Origin of the sequence: Streptomyces sp. BHT-5-2, from assembly GCF_019774615.1 — a bacterium.
Taxonomy (GTDB): domain Bacteria; phylum Actinomycetota; class Actinomycetes; order Streptomycetales; family Streptomycetaceae; genus Streptomyces.
Map to the genome: position 1 here is coordinate 1,382,197 of NZ_CP081496.1, position 17,816 is coordinate 1,400,012.

Genomic DNA, 17,816 nt, shown 5'->3' on the forward strand with positions numbered 1-17,816 from the left:
CCGTATGGCCCACCACACGAGGCGCGGGTTCCCACGATCAAGCCTGCGCCGACCGCTACTCTTACGTATCCGTCCTGGTCAGGGACATGTCCGCGCTTCACGGACATTCGCCGCACCCACCACACGCAAGAGAGGTCAGCCGATGGGCATTCGGAGTCTGCTGCGCAACGCTTTCGGTCGCTCCAAGGCGGCCCGGAAGAGCGCCGACAAGCCGGAATCGGCAACCATCCCGGAGGCTCGCGAGGAAGCCGCCCCGGCACCGGCCACCGCGGCCCCCGAAGCCGAGGTCCCTGCCGCCCGTACTGCGCCCGTCGAGCCCGTCGAGCCGACACCCGCGCCGGCCACGGCCTCGGTACCCGCGCAGGGCGGCCCGGTTGAGCGCGCGCCGGAGCCCGTGGCGAAGGAGGAGGCGCCCGCACGGGTCGAGACCCCGGTACGGGATGAGCCCGCGCCCGCCCCCGAGGCGACGGCCCCGACGACCGACACCGACGTGGCCCGTCCCGCGGACACCGAGGAGAGCGCCAGCGCGAAGGCCGCCGACGAGGGCACACAGACCTCGAAGGGCCAGGGCACGGGAGCCCACGAGGACACCCACAAGGAAGAGAAAGAGGACGAGAAGGACGAGACCGCGTCGGAGCCCGCCGCGGAGGCCCAGGCCCCGGCCACCTCCGAACCGACCGACCCCGCCAGCGCCGCCGACCTGGTCAGCCAGGCGTTCGACAACCCGGCACCGAACACGGCAGAGGCCACTGCCCCCGAGCCGACGACGGACGCCCAGCCGGAGAAGGCGGAGTCGTCCGAGACCGCCGAGGCGCCGGAGAAGACCAACGCAGCCGAGGCGGCCGAGAGCGCGGGCGCCCCGGAGGAAACGCCGGCAGCCGACGACGAGGCGAAGCCCGAACCGACTTCCGGGCCAAAGCCCGAGCCGGCTCCAGTCGCCGAGGCCACGGAGACCGCCGAAACGACCGAGACTCCCGCTCCCCGCGCGGCCAACCCGGTCGCAGCCGCCGCCCCGGCCCTCCTCCCCCTCTACAACGCCGCACGGGCCACGCTGGAGAAGCACCAACTCACCGACCAGCGCGCCACCGTCTACCTCGTTCTCGACCGCTCCGGCTCGATGCGCAACTACTACAAGGACGGCACGGTCCAGCACCTCGCCGAGCAGGCCCTGGCCCTCTCCGCGCACTTCGACGAAGAGGCCACCGTCCCGGTCGTCTTCTTCTCCACCGACGTGGACGGCACCACCGACCTGGACCTCACCAACCACGAGGGCCGCATCGAGGAGCTGCACTCCGGCCTCGGCCACATGGGCCGCACCAACTACCACTGGGCCATCGAGGCCGTCGTCAAGCACTACAAGGCATCGGGCTCCACCCGCCCCGCCTTCGTCATCTTCCAGACCGACGGCGCGCCGACATCCAAGCCGGCCGCCGAGCGGGCCCTGTGCGAAGCGGCCGACCTGCCGATCTTCTGGCAGTTCATCGGCTTCGGCGACCCCGACGCCAAGGGCTTCGACTTCCTTCGCAAGCTCGACGACCTGACCGTCCCGGAGAAGCGCGCGGTCGACAACGCCGGCTTCTTCCACGCCGGTCGCGACCCCCGCGGCCTCTCCCACGACGAGCTCTACCAGCAGCTGATGGTGGAGTTCCCCGAGTGGCTCGCCGAGGCCCGCGCCGCCAAGGTCCTCAAGGACAGCTGAGCCACCTCGCCTCGTACCCCTCAAGGCCGCGGCCGGACCGATCGGGTTCGGCCGCGGCCTCTTCCCTGTGCGCTTCAGCGCAAGGACCGTTTCACGTGAAACGGGGCGGCGGCGCAGGCCAGGCACATGATGAAGGACGAGAAGGGGGGCAGGCCGTGTTTCACGTGAAACGAGCGGGGCGAGCCGCCGCTCGCAGGCCGCCTCCGGGACCGAAAATACTCGGGTGGGGCGACCCACCCCGTCCAGTACGATATTGACGTTGCGTAAAGCAAATCATCACTCACCGTAGCGACTTGGGAGCAGCCGGCAATGGCTCGACACCTCATCACCAGCGCCCTTCCGTACATCAACGGGATCAAGCACCTGGGCAACATGGTGGGGTCCATGCTCCCGGCCGATGTGTACGCCCGGTACCTGCGGCAGCGCGGTCATGACGTCCTCTACATCTGCGCGACCGACGAGCACGGCACGCCCGCCGAGCTGGCGGCGAAGGACGCCGGGCAGTCCGTCGCCGAGTTCTGTGCCGAGCAGCACGACAAGCAGAAGGCGATCTACGACGGCTTCGGTTTGCAGTTCGACCACTTCGGTCGGAGCTCGTCGCGGGAGAACGTCGAGCTGACCCAGCACTTCGCGCGCAAGCTGCACGAGAACGGCTTCATCGAAGAGCGTGCCGTCCGCCAGGTCTACTCCAACGCCGACGGCCGCTTCCTGCCCGACCGCTACATCATCGGCACCTGCCCGCACTGCGGCTACGACAAGGCCCGCGGCGACCAGTGCGAGAACTGCACCCGCGTCCTGGACCCGACGGACCTGATCGACGCCCGCTCGGCGATCAGCGGCAGTGGTGACCTGGAGGTGCGCGAGACCAAGCACCTCTTCCTGCTCCAGGCGAAGCTCCAGCACGAGGTCGAGGGCTGGCTGGAGGGCAACGGCAGCAAGGAGTGGCCGACCCTGGCGTCGTCCATCGCCCACAAGTGGCTGACCGAGGGCCTCCAGGACCGGGCGATCACCCGCGACCTGGACTGGGGCGTGCCGGTGCCCGCCGACGTGTGGCCGGAGCTGGCCGCGGAGGGCAAGGTCTTCTACGTCTGGTTCGACGCGCCGATCGAGTACATCGGCTCGACGAAGGAGTGGGCGGACCAGGCGCCGGAGGAGCGCGACTGGAAGTCGTGGTGGTACGAGGCCGACGACGTCCGCTACACGGAGTTCATGGCCAAGGACAACGTGCCGTTCCACAGCGTGATGTTCCCGGCGACCCAGCTGGGCACCCGCGAGCCGTGGAAGAGGGTCGACTTCCTCAAGGCGTTCAACTGGCTCAACTACTACGGCGGGAAGTTCTCCACGTCGCAGCAGCGCGGCATCTTCACCGACGCGGCGCTGGAGCTGCTGCCGGCCGACTACTGGCGCTACTTCCTGATGGCGCACGCCCCGGAGTCGGACGACACCTCCTTCACCTGGGAGCTGTTCTCGTCCTCGGTCAACAAGGACCTGGCCGACACCCTCGGCAACTTCGTCAACCGGGTGCTCTCGTTCTCGCGCAAGCGGTTCGGCGACGAGGTGCCGGCCGGCGCCGACGCCGGGGCCGCCGAGCAGAAGCTGGGCGAGGAGATCGCCGGGCTGCTCGCGGAGTACGAGGGCCACATGGAGGCGCTGCAGTTCCGCAAGGCGGCGGCCTCGCTGCGCGCCTTGTGGAGCGCCGGCAACTCCTACCTGGAGGAGAAGGCCCCCTGGCTGGAGATCAAGACGGACAAGGACGCGGCGGCGCTGACGCTGCGGACCGCGATGAACCTCATCCACCTCTACTCGGTGGTCTCCGAACCGTTCATCCCGGCGTCGGCGAAGGCCATGCGGGGCGCGTTCGCGCTGGCGGGCGACACCGCCACCTGGGTCTCGCCGGAGGAGGCCCGGGCGCTGGCGTCCGTGCCCGCCGGGACGCCGTTCACGGTGCCGCCGGTGCTCTTCGCCAAGATCACCGAGGACGACCTGGCGGCGTACCGGGAGCGGTTCGGCGGCGACGAGGGCTGAGGCCCGCCGCGCACACCTGAAACAGCACGAGGGCGTCCCCGGACCGGTCGGTCCGGGGACGCCCTCGTCATGGGGCCGGACGGCGAAGTCCCCCAAGGCATTGAGGGCCAGGGAGGTGCCCCCTCGCGGAATGTGCGAGGGCCCGGGACCGCGGCTGCGGTCCCGGGCCCCCTGCTGCCGCCCTACTTGGTCGGCTTGTACGGCGTCGGCTTCGCCGGACCCGTGCGGATGCTCAGGTGCAGCTCCTTCAGGCGGGCCTCGTCGACCTCGGACGGGGCGCCCATCAGCAGGTCCTGGGCGTTGCCGTTGAGCGGGAAGGCGATGGTCTCGCGGATGTTGGGCTCGTCGGCCAGCAGCATCACGATCCGGTCGACGCCCGGGGCGATACCACCGTGCGGCGGGGCGCCGAACTTGAAGGCGCGAAGCATGCCGCCGAACTCGGCCTCGACGGTCTCCTTGTCGTAACCGGCGATCGCGAACGCCTTGTACATGACGTCCGGCTCGTGGTTCCGGATCGCGCCGGAGGACAGCTCGGTGCCGTTGCAGACGATGTCGTACTGCCAGGCGAGGATGTCCAGCGGGTCCTTGGTCTCCAGCGCTTCCAGGCCGCCCTGCGGCATGGAGAACGGGTTGTGGGAGAACTCGATCTTGCCGGTGTCCGCGTCGCGCTCGAACATCGGGAAGTCGACGATCCAGCAGAAGCGGAACTCGTTCTCGACGAAGTGGCCGGCCCGCTTGGCGGCCTCGACGCGCACCGCGCCCATGATCTTGGAGACCTCGTCGAAGTCGCCGGCGCCGAAGAAGACGGCGTGGCCGGGCTTGAGGTCGAGGGCCGCAACCAGCGCCTTGATGTCGTCGTCGGTGAGGAACTTGGCGATCGGGCCGGCGAGCGCGTTCTCCTCGCCGACGCGGACCCAGGCCAGGCCCTTGGCGCCCTGGGCGACAGCGAACTCGCCCAGCTGGTCGAAGAACTTCCGCGGCTGGTCGGCGGTGTCCGGCACGGCCAGCGCGCGGACGTGCTTGCCGGCGAACGCCTTGAAGCCGGACTGTGCGAAGACGTCGGAGACGTCGACCAGTTCCAGCTCGGCGCGCAGGTCCGGCTTGTCGGAGCCGTACTTGAGCATCGCCTCGCGGAACGGGATGCGCGGGAAGGGGGAGGTGACCGTGCGGCAGTCGCCGAACTCGGTGAAGAGCTCGGTCATCAGCTTCTCGACGGGCCGGAAGACGTCCTCCTGCTCGACGAAGCTCATCTCGATGTCGAGCTGGTAGAACTCGCCCGGCGAGCGGTCCGCGCGGGCGTCCTCGTCACGGAAGCAGGGCGCGATCTGGAAGTAGCGGTCGAAGCCGGCGATCATCAGCAGCTGCTTGAACTGCTGCGGAGCCTGCGGCAGCGCGTAGAACTTGCCGGCGTGCAGACGGGAGGGGACCAGGAAGTCGCGGGCGCCCTCGGGGGAGGTCGCGGACAGGATCGGGGTCGCCATCTCGTTGAAGCCGAGGGCCACCATCTTGTGCCGGATCGCGGAGATCACGGCCGTGCGCAGCATGATGTTGCGGTGCATGCGCTCGCGGCGCAGGTCGAGGAAGCGGTATTCGAGGCGCTTCTCCTCGTTGACACCGTCCTCGGCGTTGATCGTGAACGGGATCTGCTCGGCGGCCCCGAGCACCTCGACCTCGGTGACCTCGATCTCGATCTCGCCGGTCGGCAGGTCGGGGTTGACGTTGTCCGCGCCGCGGGCGCTGACCTTGCCGTCGATGCGGACGACGGTCTCCTTGGTCAGCGAGCCGAGGACCTCGTTGGCCGGTGTGCCGGGACGGGCGACGAGCTGCACGAGGCCGTAGTGGTCGCGCAGATCGATGAAGAGGATGCCGCCCAGGTCACGTCGATTGTGCAGCCAGCCGCTGAGACGGACGTCGGTGTCGACGTCCGCGGCTCGGAGCTCGCCGCAGTTATGGGACCGGTACCGATGCATCGCTCATCCAAGTCGTCGCGAGTCGAGGTGGGGAGCTGACGGGCGAGAAGGGGAGATAGCAGGCTCGCGCGCCCGATCGATCGCCTTGTGGATCACCCGAAAGACCACCCCAGGAGTGGCATAACCGCTCCAGGTTACCGCCCGGGCCCGACGAGCTGGTTGACATATACCCATCAGCGGCGCCCCGGCGTGGAAGCGGGCCCTCGGGCTGCGACGATGGTCACGCCCGGCGTGCTGGTCGGGCCGCGTCAAACCCGCCTAAAGTGATGCAATGCGCACCGAGGACCTCCTGGCCGCCGTCGCGACCGGCCTGTGGCTCTGGGACAACGCAACCGGCCGGGTGACCCTCGACGCCGAGGCGGCCCGGCTGCTGGGCCTTCCCGCCGAGCCGGCCGTCCTCACCGAGGCCGCGGTGCGCTCCCGTTTTCATCCCGTCGACTTCGCCGAGATCAACGGTGTCGTGCAACTCGCGGTCTCCGAGGGGACGCTCGCCGAGGCCCGGCTGCGCATCGTGGACGAGCGCGGGCAAGTGCTGCGCACCGTACGCACCCGCTCCCGGCCCCGGATCGTCGACGGCGACTTCGAGCTGGTCGGCACACTCCAGGAGGTGGCCGAGCCCCAGCCGGGCACCTCGGCGGCGCGGGCCCCGGTCACCGGCGACTGGCGGCGCTCGCGCGAGGCGTTCCTGCTGGACGCGGGCCGGGCGCTGGCCGAGGCGCGGTCCACGGCCGAGGTACTGCGGGTCGCGGCCGGGCTCTCCATGCCGGGCTTCATGCCGGACGGGCTGGCGGTCTTCGGCATCCAGGGCGACCGGCTCACGGTGATCGGCCACCACGGCCACCTCCCGGACGACGGGCTGCCGTACTCCGAGATGCTGCTGGAGACCGACTACCCGGCCGCCGAGGTCGTGCGCACCGGACGGGCCATCTACCTGCCCACCCGCGAGGACTACCAGCGCCGCTACCCGGCCACCTGGCCCCTGGCCGCCTGCTTCGAGCGCACGTCCTGGGCGTATCTGCCGCTGGTGAACGCGGGCCGGACGATCGGCGCCTGGATGGCCGGCTTCGCCGAACCGGTCGCCTTCACCCCGGACGAGCGCTCGGTGCTGACCACCGTCGCCCGGATGCTGGCCCAGGCACTGGCCCGGGCCGGCGTGCAGGAGTCACAGCACGAGCTGGCCGTGGGACTCCAGCGGAGCATGATGCCGACGGTGCAGCCGGACATCCCCGGGATGGCGGTCGCCGCCCGCTATGTGCCGACCGGCGGCGGGCTGGAGGTCGGCGGGGACTGGTACGACATGATCCCGCTGCCGTCCGGACGGATCGCGCTGGTCATCGGGGACGTCCAGGGCCATGACGTACGGGCCGCGGGCCTGATGGGACAGCTGCGGATCGCGCTGCGCGCCTACGCCTCCGAGGGCCACCACCCCGACGCGGTGCTCTCCCGCGCCTCCCGCTTCCTGGCCGGCATCAACGAGACCGAGTTCCACGGCAACGGCGAGGACCAGCGCTTCGCGACGTGTCTGTACATCGAGGTGGATCCGGCCACCGGGCTGCTGGACGTGGCGCGGGCCGGCCATCCCGACCCGGCGATCCGGATGGCCGACGGCGCGGTGATCGTCCGGCCCACATCGGGCGGGCTGCCGCTGGGCATCGACCCGGACAGCGACTACCCCACCACCCGAATCGTGCTGGAGCCCGGCGAGACGATGCTGGTGTGCACCGACGGGCTGATCGAGACCGGCGGACACGACCTGGAGACCGGCTGGGGACGGCTGCGCGAGGTCTTCGAGACGCACGGCACGGGCACGGCGGAAGCGGAAGGGGCCGGGGAAAGCCTGGAGCGGCTGGCCGACGCCCTGGTCCAGGCGGTGCACGGCCCGTCGTCGCACCACACCACCGGCCCGCTGGTGGATCGCCGCGAGGACGACATCGCACTGCTGCTGCTCTCCCGCGAGAGCGCCGGCTGTGGTCTGGAAGCCGGGGGCCGGCTGGCACCGCGGCCCGGGCGGCGCACCGTGTTCTCCGTCGCCCAGGCGGAGCCCGAGCGGATCGCCGCGGCCCGCCGCCAGATCCGCGATGTGCTGCACGACTGGCGCGACCCGGAGCAGGTGGATTCCGCGGCGCTGCTGGTCTCCGAGATCGTCACCAATGTGCTGACGCACACCGACGGGGACGCACTGCTGGTGGCGGAGGTCGCCGGTGAGCACGGTGCCCGGCGCCTCCGGGTCGAGGTCGCCGACGGCAGCGACGAACTGCCGCACCGCCGCCGGCCCGGTGAACTGGCGTCCTCGGGTCGTGGGCTGGTGCTGCTGGAGCTGCTGGCCGGGGCGTGGGGCGTGGATCCGCGCGGGGACGGCAAGTCGACGTGGTTCGAGCTCTACGAGGACGCCGGGGCGGTGGGGGAGTCCCCCGGCGCGACGTCATCGGGCCCCGAGGAGTCCGTGCCCGAGCCCGCCGCGTAATGCTTGCGCAGTTCGTGCAGGACGCCGGAGACGGCTGCGGTCAGCGGGACGGACAGCAGCATGCCGAGGATGCCGGCGACGCTCGCGCCGGCGGTGATCGCCAGCATGACGACCGCCGGGTGCATCTGCACCGTACGACTCTGGATCATCGGCTGGAGGACATGGCCCTCCAGCACCTGGACGGCGAGGACCACCCCGAGCGCCCAGAGCGCGATCACCAGGCCCCGGTCCGCGAAGGCCACCAGGATCGCCACCGCGCCCGAGATGAAGGCGCCGAGGTAGGGGATGTAGGCGCCGACGAAGACCAGCGCGCCCAGTCCGAGCGCCCCGGGGACCTTCAGGACGAGCAGGCCGACGGTGATGCAGACGGCGTCGATCAACGCGATGAAGGTGGTGCCGCGCATAAAGCCCTCGATGGACTGGAAGCCGCGGCGGGCCATCCGTTCCAGTTGCGGAGCCGAGTTGCGCGGCGCCCAGTCGTGCAGTGCGCGGACCGCCTTGTCCGAGTCGCGCAGGAAGAAGAACGTCAGCAGCAGGGCCAGCACCGCCGCGGCGATGAACTGCCCGACGATGCTCACCCCGGCCAGCAGCCCGGAGGCCGCGGTGCTGCCGAACTTGGTGACCAGCGTCTTCGCGTTGGTGGCCAGATCGCTGAGCGAGTTCCCGGCCACGCCGAAGTGCCGGGTCAGATCCTCCGCCGCGCTCTTGAGCGAGGTGACGATCTGGTCCCCGGTGTCGACCAGCGCGCTGACCACGACGTAGCCGGCACCACCGACCACGATCACCAGAAGGGCGCAGGTCAGCCCGGCCGCCAGTGAGCGGTTGAGCCGCATCTTCACCAGCCGCCGGTACACCGGACCGAGCAGCCCGCTGCCGAGCAGTGCCAGCAGGACGGGCGTGACCGCGGCGCTCAACTCGACGCAGAGCCACACCCCGAGGGCCAGCACCGCCGCGACCAGCAGTCCGGCCGCGCACCACGCCGCGGCGCGGCGGGCCTCGATCGGGAGCAGCGGGGAGTGCGGCGGCCGGCCGGGCTCGGCACCGCTCCGGTCTTGATCCGAGTCGTTTCGCACCCGGACAGTCCACCACGGCAGAGCGGCTGTTGGCGGGTATTGGAGGGCCTCCTCACGGTTCGGGGCTCGGCCCGTACCGCGGCGTTTCACGTGAAACATGAGTGCGGGGGCGGTGTTTCACGTGAAACACCGCCCCCGCGATCCCGCGTTCGGCGGCCGCTCAAAGCGCGTCGGCGGGAATCGTTCCCAGTCGCCCGGCCTGGAAGTCCTCGAAGGCTTGGGCCAGTTCGGCATGGGTGTTCATCACGAACGGGCCGTAGTGCATCATCGGCTCGCGGATCGGCAGCCCACCCAGCAGCACCACCTCGAAGTTGGGGGTGCGCGACTCCTGGCTCTGGTCGGCCCGGATCGTGAGCGCGTCTCCCTCGCCGAAGACGACTGCCTGCCCCATGTGGAACGGGCGGCCCTCCGCGCCGGCCGTGCCGCTTCCGGCCAGGGCATAGGCGAGGCCGTTGAAGTCCGCGCGCCAGGGCAGCGTCACCTCGGCCCCCGGGTTCACCGTCACATGCATCATCGTGATGGGGGTGTGGGTGATGCCCGGCCCCTGGTGACCGTCGAGGTCACCGGCGATCAGCCGCAGCAGCGCACCACCGTCGGCGGAGGTCAGCAGCTTGACCCGGCCACCACCGATGTCCTGGTAGCGCGGCGCCATCATCTTGTCGCTCTTGGGGAGGTTCACCCACAGCTGGAGGCCGTGGAAGAGGCCGCCCGACATGACCAGCGACTCCGGCGGCGCCTCGATGTGCAGCAGCCCGGAGCCCGCCGTCATCCACTGGGTGTCGCCGTCGTTGATGACGCCGCCACCACCCTGGGAGTCACGGTGCACAAAGGTGCCGTCGATCAGATACGTCACGGTCTCGAAGCCGCGGTGCGGGTGCCAGGGCGTGCCCTTGGGCTCTCCGGGCGCGTACTCCACCTCGCCCATCTGATCCATCATGATGAACGGGTCGAGGTGCTTGTAGGCGACGCCGGCGAAGGCGCGGCGCACCGGGAAGCCCTCGCCCTCGAAGCCGCTCGGGGCGGTGGTGACGGCCAGTACGGGCCGGGGTCGCGCCCCGGCGGGTGCGGCCACCCTCGGCAGGGTCAGCGGATTCTCTACGGTCACGGCGGGCATGACGGCCTCCTCGGTCGTTCGCGCTTCAAACAAGTTAGTTGAATGCTGAACAACTGGCAAGGCGTGCGGCATTCCCGTTTCGACCCCACGTACATTTCCGCAGGTCAGCGAGGGAGAAGAGCAGAGAAGGGGGAGGTCGACGAAGAGAAGGGGGCGGGCGCGGCCCGCCCCGAGGCCACCGTCGGCCGGCGCGGCGCGAGGGCGGCTAGCCGTACATCCTGCGCATCGCGAAGTCGACCATCTGCTCCACGGCCTTGGCGTCGAAGACCATCCGGTGGTCGCCCTCCATGTCGAGGACGAAGCCGTAGCCGGTCGGCAGCAGGTCGAGCACCTCGGCGCCGGTGATCACGAAGTACTTGGACTCCTTGCCCGCGTACCGGCGCAGCTCCTTGAGCGAGGTGAACATCGGGATCACCGGCTGCTGGGTGTTGTGCAGCGCCAGGAAACCGGGGTTGTCGCCGCGCGGGCAGTAGACCTTGGAGGTCGAGAAGATGCCCTGGAAGTCCTCGGCCGACATCGAGCCGGTCGTGAAGGCCCGCACCGCGTCGGCGAGCGAGGGCGGGGACGGCTCGGGATACAGCGGCTGCTCGCCGTAGCCTCCGGGGGCCGGTTGCTGCGGCGGGGGCGGCGCTCCGTACTGCTGCCCGGCGCCCGCGTTCTGGTCGTAGCCGTACATGCGCCACAGCGTACTGATTCGGGCCGGCGCGGGGGGACGCTCGTCACAGATCGGCCGTAAGGGGTTGCTTCTTATTACCCGTGGGTAGCATCATCGTAGCTACTTGCTGGTATTGCGTATCGAGGTCCCTTCCTCGCGTCGAGGTCTTCCCTCGTACAGAGGCCCTCCCGAACCCTTACGGAGCCGTACCCATGGGGCACTACAAGTCGAATCTCCGCGACATCGAGTTCAACCTCTTCGAGGTGTTCGGCCGTGACAGCGTGTACGGCACCGGACCGTTCGCGGAGATGGACGTCGACACCGCCAAGAGCGTGCTCTCCGAGATCGCCCGCCTCTCGGAGAACGAGCTGGCCGATTCCTACGCCGACGCCGACCGGAACCCCCCGGTCTTCGACCCGGACACCAACACCGCGCCGGTGCCGGACACCTTCAAGAAGAGCTACCAGGCGTACATGGACGCCGAGTGGTGGCGGCTGGGCGTCCCGGAGGAGATCGGCGGCACCACGACGCCGCGTTCCCTGCTGTGGGCCTTCGCCGAGTCGATCCTGGGCTCGAACCCCGCCGTGTGGATGTACGCCTCCGGCCCAGCCTTCGCGGGCGTGCTCTTCGAGGAGGGCACCGAGCAGCAGAAGCACATCGCCAAGATCGCCACGGAGAAGGGCTGGGGCTCCACCATGGTGCTGACCGAGCCCGACGCGGGCTCGGACGTCGGCGCCGGCCGCACCAAGGCGGTCAAGCAGGAGGACGGCTCCTGGCACATCGAGGGTGTGAAGCGCTTCATCACCTCCGGCGAGCACGACATGGCGGACAACATCCTCCACTACGTCCTCGCCCGCCCCGAGGGCCACGGCCCCGGCACCAAGGGCCTGTCCCTCTTCCTCGTGCCGAAGTACGAGTTCGACTTCGAGACCGGTGAGCTGGGCGAGCGCAACGGCGTCTACGCCACCAACGTCGAGCACAAGATGGGCCTGAAGGCGTCCAACACCTGCGAGATGACGTTCGGCGACCGCCACCCCGCCAAGGGCTGGCTGATCGGCGAGAAGCACGACGGCATCCGCCAGATGTTCCGGATCATCGAGTTCGCGCGGATGATGGTCGGCACCAAGGCCATAGCCACCCTCTCGACCGGCTACCTCAACGCCCTGGAGTACGCCAAGGAGCGCGTGCAGGGTGCGGACCTGGCGGCGTTCACCGACAAGGCCGCCCCGCGCGTCACCATCACCCACCACCCCGACGTGCGCCGCTCCCTGATGACGCAGAAGGCGTACGCCGAGGGCATGCGCGCCCTGGTGCTGTACACCGCCACCGTCCAGGACGAGATCCTGATCAAGGAGGCCGCCGGCGAGGACGCCTCCGCCGCGCACGCGCTGAACGACCTGCTGCTGCCGATCGTCAAGGGCTACGGCTCGGAGCGGTCCTACGAGCAGCTGGCCCAGTCGCTGCAGACCTTCGGTGGCTCCGGCTACCTCCAGGAGTACCCGATCGAGCAGTACATCCGGGACTCCAAGATCGACACTCTCTACGAGGGCACCACCGCCATCCAGGGCCAGGACTTCTTCTTCCGGAAGATCGTCCGCAACCAGGGTGCCGCGCTGACCCAGCTGGCCGAGACCATCAAGACCTTCCTGGCCGACGGCGAGGGCGGTGCCGAGCTGGAGCAGGCCCGCGGTGAGCTGGCCAAGGCCGCCGAGGGTCTGGAGGCGATCGTCGGCGCCATGCTGACCGACCTCGCCGCCACCGAGAAGGACGTCAAGTCCATCTACAAGGTCGGTCTGAACACCACCCGCCTCCTGATGGCCTCCGGTGACGTCGTCGTCGGCTACCTGCTCCTGAAGGGCGCGGCGGTGGCCGCCACGAAGCTGGCCGACGCGTCGGCGAAGGACAAGCCGTTCTACGAGGGCAAGATCGCCGCCGCGAAGTTCTTCGCGCAGAACGTCCTGCCGGGCGTCGCGCTCCAGCGCACGCTGGCCGAGTCCATCGACCAGTCCCTGATGGAGCTCGACGAGGCCGCGTTCTGAGTCTCCGCTGCGTCCTGACGGTCCGGGGCTGTTCCCGGACCGTCACAGCGTTCTCACAAAGCTCTCAGAATCACTGCGCACACTGAAGGTGCCCGCCTCTCTTCCCCCGGGGAGGCGGGCACCGTCATGCCGGGGCGGGCGAGACCACCGAGGCGCGTGCGGCCGAGTGGACCGAGGAATCCCGCGCTCCGCCCGCGCATCCGCTCCGCGTTGGGGAAATCGTGGCCGGAAGGCAATGGAGTCGCCCCCCAGGGGCACGCGGAAGAGCGGAGTTGGCTCCTTATGCTGAATCCATGACCAACTCCGCCCGCTTCGACCGCGGCCACACCGACGACCTGATGTCCTTCCTCGCCGCCAGCCCGTCGCCGTACCACGCGGTGGCGAACTCGGCGGCGCGGCTGGAGAAGGCCGGCTTCCGGCAGGTGGCGGAGACCGACGCCTGGGACGGCCGGAGCGGCGGACGCTATGTGCTGCGCGGCGGCGCGATCATCGCCTGGTACGTGCCCGAGGGCGCGACCGCCGCGACCCCGTACCGCATCGTCGGGGCGCACACCGACTCCCCCAACCTGCGCGTCAAACCGATCCCGGACACCGGTTCCCGCGGCTGGCGGCAGATCGCCGTCGAGATCTACGGCGGGACACTCCTCAACACCTGGCTCGACCGCGACCTGGGGCTCAGCGGCCGGGTGACGCTGAGCGACGGCAGCAACCGGCTGGTCGACGTGGACCGGCCGCTGCTGCGGGTGCCGCAGCTGGCCGTGCACCTGGACCGGTCGGTGAACGCCGACGGCCTCAAGCTCGACAAGCAGCGCCATATGACGCCGATCTGGGGGCTGGGCGAGGTCGCCGAGGGCGATCTGATCGCGTTCGTCGCGGAGGAGATCGGCGTCCCGGCCGCGGAGATCAAGGGCTGGGACCTGATGGTGCACAGCGTGGAACCGCCCGCCTACCTCGGACGGGACCGCGAACTGGTCGCCGGGCCGCGGATGGACAACCTGCTGTCCGTGCACGCCGGTACGGCCGCGCTCACCGCAGCGGCCGCCGCCGGCAGCCGGCTCACCGGCATCCCGGTCCTGGCCGCCTTCGACCACGAGGAGAACGGCAGCCAGTCGGACACCGGCGCGGACGGACCGCTGCTCGGCACGGTGCTGGAGCGTTCGGTCTTCGCCCGCGGCGGCACCTACGAGGACCGGGCACGGGCCTTCGCCGGCACCGTCTGCCTGTCGTCGGACACCGGGCACGCCGTGCACCCCAATTACAGCGACCGGCACGAGCCGGGCCACCACCCGATGCCCAACGGCGGGCCGATCCTCAAGGTCAACGTCAACCAGCGGTACGCCACCGACGGCAGCGGCCGGGCGGTGTTCGCCGCGGCCTGCGAACGGGCCGGGGTGCCATGGCAGTCCTTCGTGTCGCACAACTCGATGCCGTGCGGCACCACGATCGGCCCGATCACCGCGGCCCGGCACGGCATCCAGACCGTGGACATCGGCGTCGCGATCCTGTCCATGCACTCGGCCCGCGAACTGTGCGGCGCCCAGGACCCGTACCTGTTGGCGAACGCCCTGACGGCCTTCCTGGAGAGCTGAGTTGGAATTCTCGCTGCTCGGCCCGATCTCCGTGACGAGCGGTTCCGGGGAGCTTTCGCTCGGGCCCGCAAAACGGCGCAGTGTGCTGGCACTGCTGCTTCTGCAGCCCAACACCACCGTCCCACTTGAGCAGTTGATCGACTCCCTGTGGGAGGACGAACCACCCGAGCATGCCCGCACGGTCGTGCAGGGGCATGTCTCGCGGCTGCGCGCCACGCTGGCCGCGGGCGGCGCCGAGGCATACGGCATCGAGCTGGCCACCCACGGCTCGGCCTATCTGCTGCGGCTCCCGGAGGAGCTGATCGACGCTCACCGGTTCGGCGAACTGGTCGCGTTGGCCCGTCCGGAGGCCGCACCGGGCGATGCGGTGCCGCTGCTGCGCGAGGCGCTGGGGCTGTGGCGCGGCCCCGCGCTGACCGGCACGGTCACCAGCCCGCCCTTCGCGGCCGCCGCGCATGCCCTGGAGGAGCGCAGGCTCTCCGCGGTCGAGGCGCTGGCCCGGGCCTACGGTGCGCTCGGCGAACAGGAACAGGCCGCCGCCCTGCTGTACTCCGCGGCCGTCAACCACCCCTTGCGGGAGGGCCTGATCGCCGCGCTGATGCGGGCGCTGTTCCGCACGGGACGGCAGTCCGACGCGCTGGAGTGGTACCACCGCACCCGGCGGCTGCTCAGCGAGGAGCTGGGCGTCGATCCGGGTGAGCGGCTGCGTGCGGCGTACGAGGAGATCCTGCGTGCGGAGGCCACGGACAGGGGCCGCAAGGCCGCGGAGCCGGCCCGCGGCGGCAAGGGCGCTCCGGCCGACGAGCCCGCGTTTCACGTGAAACATCGCGACGATGCGTCGTCCACCGATGGCACACAACCGGGCACGGCGGTGGAGCCCGTTCGCGGCAAGGCCGGTACGGCACCGCGGTTGCTGCCCCGGCCGCCCGCCCGCTTCCTGGGGCGCCAGGGCCAACTGAACGCGTTGACCGAGGCGTTGGCGGACCGCACGACCGGGGAGAGCCCGTTGGCGGTGGTCGCGGGTCCGGCCGGGGTCGGCAAGACCGCGTGCGCCGTGCAGTGGGCGCATCTGCACGCCGGGGCCTTCCCCGACGGGCAGCTCTTCGCCGATCTGCGCGGCTTCGGCGAGGGCGACGAGGCGGCACCGGCCGAAGTCCTGCGCGACTTCCTGCAGGCGCTCGGCACACCGCCGGAGCGGGTGCCCAACTCCGCCCAGGCCGCCTCGGCGCTGTTCCGCTCGCTGGTCGCCGACCGTCGGCTGCTGGTCGTCCTGGACAACGCGCGGAGTTCGGCGCAGGTGCGGCCGCTGCTGCCCGGTGGCCCGCACTGCGCCACGGTCGTCACCAGCCGCAGCCGGCTCGACGGACTGGTGGCCACGGACTGCGCCCGGCCGGTGGGCCTCCAGGCCCTCGGCCACGAGGAAGGCGCGGCACTGCTCGGCGCCATGCTCGGGTCGGAGCGGGTCGCGGAGGACCCGGCCGCGGCCCGGGAACTGGTGGACCTGTGCGACGGGTTGCCGCTGGCGCTGCGGGCCGCGGCCGCACAGCTGACCGCCCGGCCGCGCTGGCGGCTGGCCAGGCTGGCCTCGGCGCTGCGCGACGAGCGGCGGCGGCTGACGCTGCTGTCGGCGGAGGACACCGGTATCGCGGCGGCGCTGCGGATGTCCGTCGCCCGGCTGTCCGCGGACGACGCGCGACTGCTCCGGGCGCTGGCGAACAGTCCCGACGGGCATCTCAACGCCTCGGCGGCCGCGGCACTCGCCGGCTACGACCAGGAGCGCACCCAGGACGCGCTCGAACGGCTCGCGGACATGCACCTGGTGGACGAGGAGGCCACCGACGTCTACACCATCAGCACCCTGACCCAGCTGTTCGCCCGGGACGAGGGCGGGGACGGCACACGGCGGGGGGATGGCGGCGACGGGGCGGAACCCGGTGACCGGGACGGGCACCCCGGCGGCGGGGCCGGCTGAGCGCCGCCGCCGCACGGGGCGGGCGTTAGGCAGGCGTTAGTCGGACGGCAGCGGTGCCCGGCAGTCTTGTGGACAGACCACAGGACAGACCGGGCCGGACCGACCACACCGGGCCGGACCGCGGAGCGCACCACAGCCTCCGTCGACCGGGGGAGACCGGACATGCCACGCACCGACGCCACCGCCGCCCGCCCCGTCCGCTCGGCCCGCCACCGTACGTTGCGGCTCGCCGCGGCCGGGCTGACCGCGGTGGCCGCACTCACTCTCACCGCCTGCGGCCAGAACAACCCGCTCAAGACCAGCGACGCCAAGCCGTTCAACCCGGCCCCGCAGGACTCCGAGGACCCGGCGGCCAACGGTGCCCACGGCGGGCCGGGCAGCAACGCCCCGACGGGGAAGGACGACGGCGACGGGTCGTCGAAGAAGAGCGACGGCGGCTCGTCGGGCAAGGGCGGCACCACCGTCGCGGAGAGCGCGGCCGGCGGCGGGAAGCGCACCTCCACGGGCGGCGCGGGCCGGCCCTCCGCCGGCGGGGGCCAGGGCTCCGGTGCCCGGCGGACCTCCTGCGACGCCGCCAGGATCCGCATCGTGGCGAAGCCGCTGACCCGCCCGATCAACCATCTGCTGCTGCAGGCCACCAACACCTCCGGCACCACCTGCGATCTCCATGCCTACCCCTTCCTGCGGTTCGACGACGCCCAGGCACCGCTGGCCGACATGCCGGACAGCAAGCCGCAGGCCGTGGTCACCCTTGCGCCGGGGGAGTCCGGATACGCCGGTGTACTGCTGTCCGGCGCCGACGGGGGCGAGCACGGCCGGCAGGCGACCTCGCTGTCCGTCTATCTCGCCGGCCGCGACGGCCAGGGGAGCGCCGGCGGCTCGGCGAAGGTGGCGCTGCCCGGCGGCTCGGTGTACCTCGACGACAACGCGCGGGTCTCGTACTGGCAGACCGACCCGAAGGCCGCCGCCTCCTGGTAACCCGGACCGCCGCCCGAAGGCGGTCCCCCGAAGCAGGGCGCCCGCAACTCCCCCGCGGGCGCCCTTTCTCCTGCCGGCGCTGTCCCGTCATGTCCCAAGCGGCCCCCGCCGGTGTCCCGAAAACACTCGCCCTGGGTGGCGTTTTCGCAGGTCAAAGCCTTTCCGGTCGGGAAGTACGTCCCACGGTACGGGCATCGGCGGCCGCACGGCCGTACACCGCCCGACCATGGTCTGCGTC

11 protein-coding genes are annotated in these 17,816 nt (G+C 70.9%); 7 read left to right on the forward strand and 4 right to left on the reverse strand.

Translation table 11 applies throughout. From position 1 onward, the window contains the following. Window positions 1–142: 142 nt before the first annotated feature. Window positions 143–1,699: a VWA domain-containing protein gene (locus tag K2224_RS06030; RefSeq protein WP_221905594.1), complete on the forward strand. Its 1,557-nt coding sequence runs from the start codon at window positions 143–145 to the stop codon at window positions 1,697–1,699. A gap of 309 nt (window positions 1,700–2,008) precedes the next feature. Continuing rightward, window positions 2,009–3,724, forward strand: a complete 1,716-nt coding sequence (gene metG / locus K2224_RS06035; protein WP_221905595.1) for a methionine--tRNA ligase — start codon at window positions 2,009–2,011, stop codon at window positions 3,722–3,724. A 182-nt stretch (window positions 3,725–3,906) separates the two neighbouring features. Here metG and aspS read toward each other — a convergent pair whose 3' ends face one another. Next, window positions 3,907–5,694 carry an aspartate--tRNA ligase gene (gene aspS, locus K2224_RS06040; RefSeq protein WP_221905596.1) on the reverse strand — a complete coding sequence of 596 codons (1,788 nt, stop codon included), beginning with the start codon at window positions 5,692–5,694 and terminating at the stop codon, window positions 3,907–3,909. Between the two features lie 271 nt (window positions 5,695–5,965). Between aspS and K2224_RS06045 the strand changes: the two genes are divergently transcribed. Next, window positions 5,966–8,158: a SpoIIE family protein phosphatase gene (locus tag K2224_RS06045; protein WP_221905597.1), complete on the forward strand. Its 2,193-nt coding sequence runs from the start codon at window positions 5,966–5,968 to the stop codon at window positions 8,156–8,158. Here the strand turns inward: K2224_RS06045 and K2224_RS06050 are convergent. From K2224_RS06050 to K2224_RS06060, 3 genes are all read right to left on the reverse strand, one after another. Then, complete coding sequence (locus K2224_RS06050; RefSeq protein ID WP_221905598.1) at window positions 8,074–9,231, reverse strand: AI-2E family transporter; 1,158 nt, start codon at window positions 9,229–9,231, stop codon at window positions 8,074–8,076. The genes K2224_RS06045 and K2224_RS06050 overlap by 85 nt on opposite strands. A gap of 160 nt (window positions 9,232–9,391) precedes the next feature. Beyond that, window positions 9,392–10,345, reverse strand: coding sequence for a pirin family protein (locus K2224_RS06055; protein WP_221905599.1), 954 nt, complete (start codon window positions 10,343–10,345; stop codon window positions 9,392–9,394). A 205-nt stretch (window positions 10,346–10,550) separates the two neighbouring features. Further along, complete coding sequence (locus K2224_RS06060; protein ID WP_016571781.1) at window positions 10,551–11,021, reverse strand: SseB family protein; 471 nt, start codon at window positions 11,019–11,021, stop codon at window positions 10,551–10,553. 191 nt (window positions 11,022–11,212) lie between these two features. Here K2224_RS06060 and K2224_RS06065 point away from each other — a divergent pair, with 191 nt between their 5' ends. The 4 genes from K2224_RS06065 (at window position 11,213) to K2224_RS06080 (ending at window position 17,578) form a co-directional block, all read left to right on the forward strand. Then, window positions 11,213–13,039, forward strand: a complete 1,827-nt coding sequence (locus K2224_RS06065) for an acyl-CoA dehydrogenase (RefSeq protein ID WP_221905600.1) — start codon at window positions 11,213–11,215, stop codon at window positions 13,037–13,039. A gap of 293 nt (window positions 13,040–13,332) precedes the next feature. Further along, window positions 13,333–14,628, forward strand: a complete 1,296-nt coding sequence (locus K2224_RS06070; RefSeq protein ID WP_221905601.1) for a M18 family aminopeptidase — start codon at window positions 13,333–13,335, stop codon at window positions 14,626–14,628. 1 nt (window position 14,629) lies between these two features. Further along, window positions 14,630–16,600: a BTAD domain-containing putative transcriptional regulator gene (locus tag K2224_RS06075; RefSeq protein ID WP_221905602.1), complete on the forward strand. Its 1,971-nt coding sequence runs from the start codon at window positions 14,630–14,632 to the stop codon at window positions 16,598–16,600. 162 nt (window positions 16,601–16,762) lie between these two features. Then, complete coding sequence (locus tag K2224_RS06080; protein ID WP_221905603.1) at window positions 16,763–17,578, forward strand: DUF4232 domain-containing protein; 816 nt, start codon at window positions 16,763–16,765, stop codon at window positions 17,576–17,578. Window positions 17,579–17,816 lie beyond the last annotated feature (238 nt).

Coding starts and splice junctions, on each gene's coding strand:
- K2224_RS06030 (WP_221905594.1), top strand. CDS start 143: ATGGGCATTCGGAGTCTGCTGCGCAACGCTTTCGGTCGCTCCAAGGCG.
- metG (WP_221905595.1), top strand. CDS start 2,009: ATGGCTCGACACCTCATCACCAGCGCCCTTCCGTACATCAACGGGATC.
- aspS (WP_221905596.1), bottom strand. CDS start 5,694: ATGCATCGGTACCGGTCCCATAACTGCGGCGAGCTCCGAGCCGCGGAC.
- K2224_RS06045 (WP_221905597.1), top strand. CDS start 5,966: ATGCGCACCGAGGACCTCCTGGCCGCCGTCGCGACCGGCCTGTGGCTC.
- K2224_RS06055 (WP_221905599.1), bottom strand. CDS start 10,345: ATGCCCGCCGTGACCGTAGAGAATCCGCTGACCCTGCCGAGGGTGGCC.
- K2224_RS06060 (WP_016571781.1), bottom strand. CDS start 11,021: ATGTACGGCTACGACCAGAACGCGGGCGCCGGGCAGCAGTACGGAGCG.
- K2224_RS06065 (WP_221905600.1), top strand. CDS start 11,213: ATGGGGCACTACAAGTCGAATCTCCGCGACATCGAGTTCAACCTCTTC.
- K2224_RS06070 (WP_221905601.1), top strand. CDS start 13,333: ATGACCAACTCCGCCCGCTTCGACCGCGGCCACACCGACGACCTGATG.
- K2224_RS06080 (WP_221905603.1), top strand. CDS start 16,763: ATGCCACGCACCGACGCCACCGCCGCCCGCCCCGTCCGCTCGGCCCGC.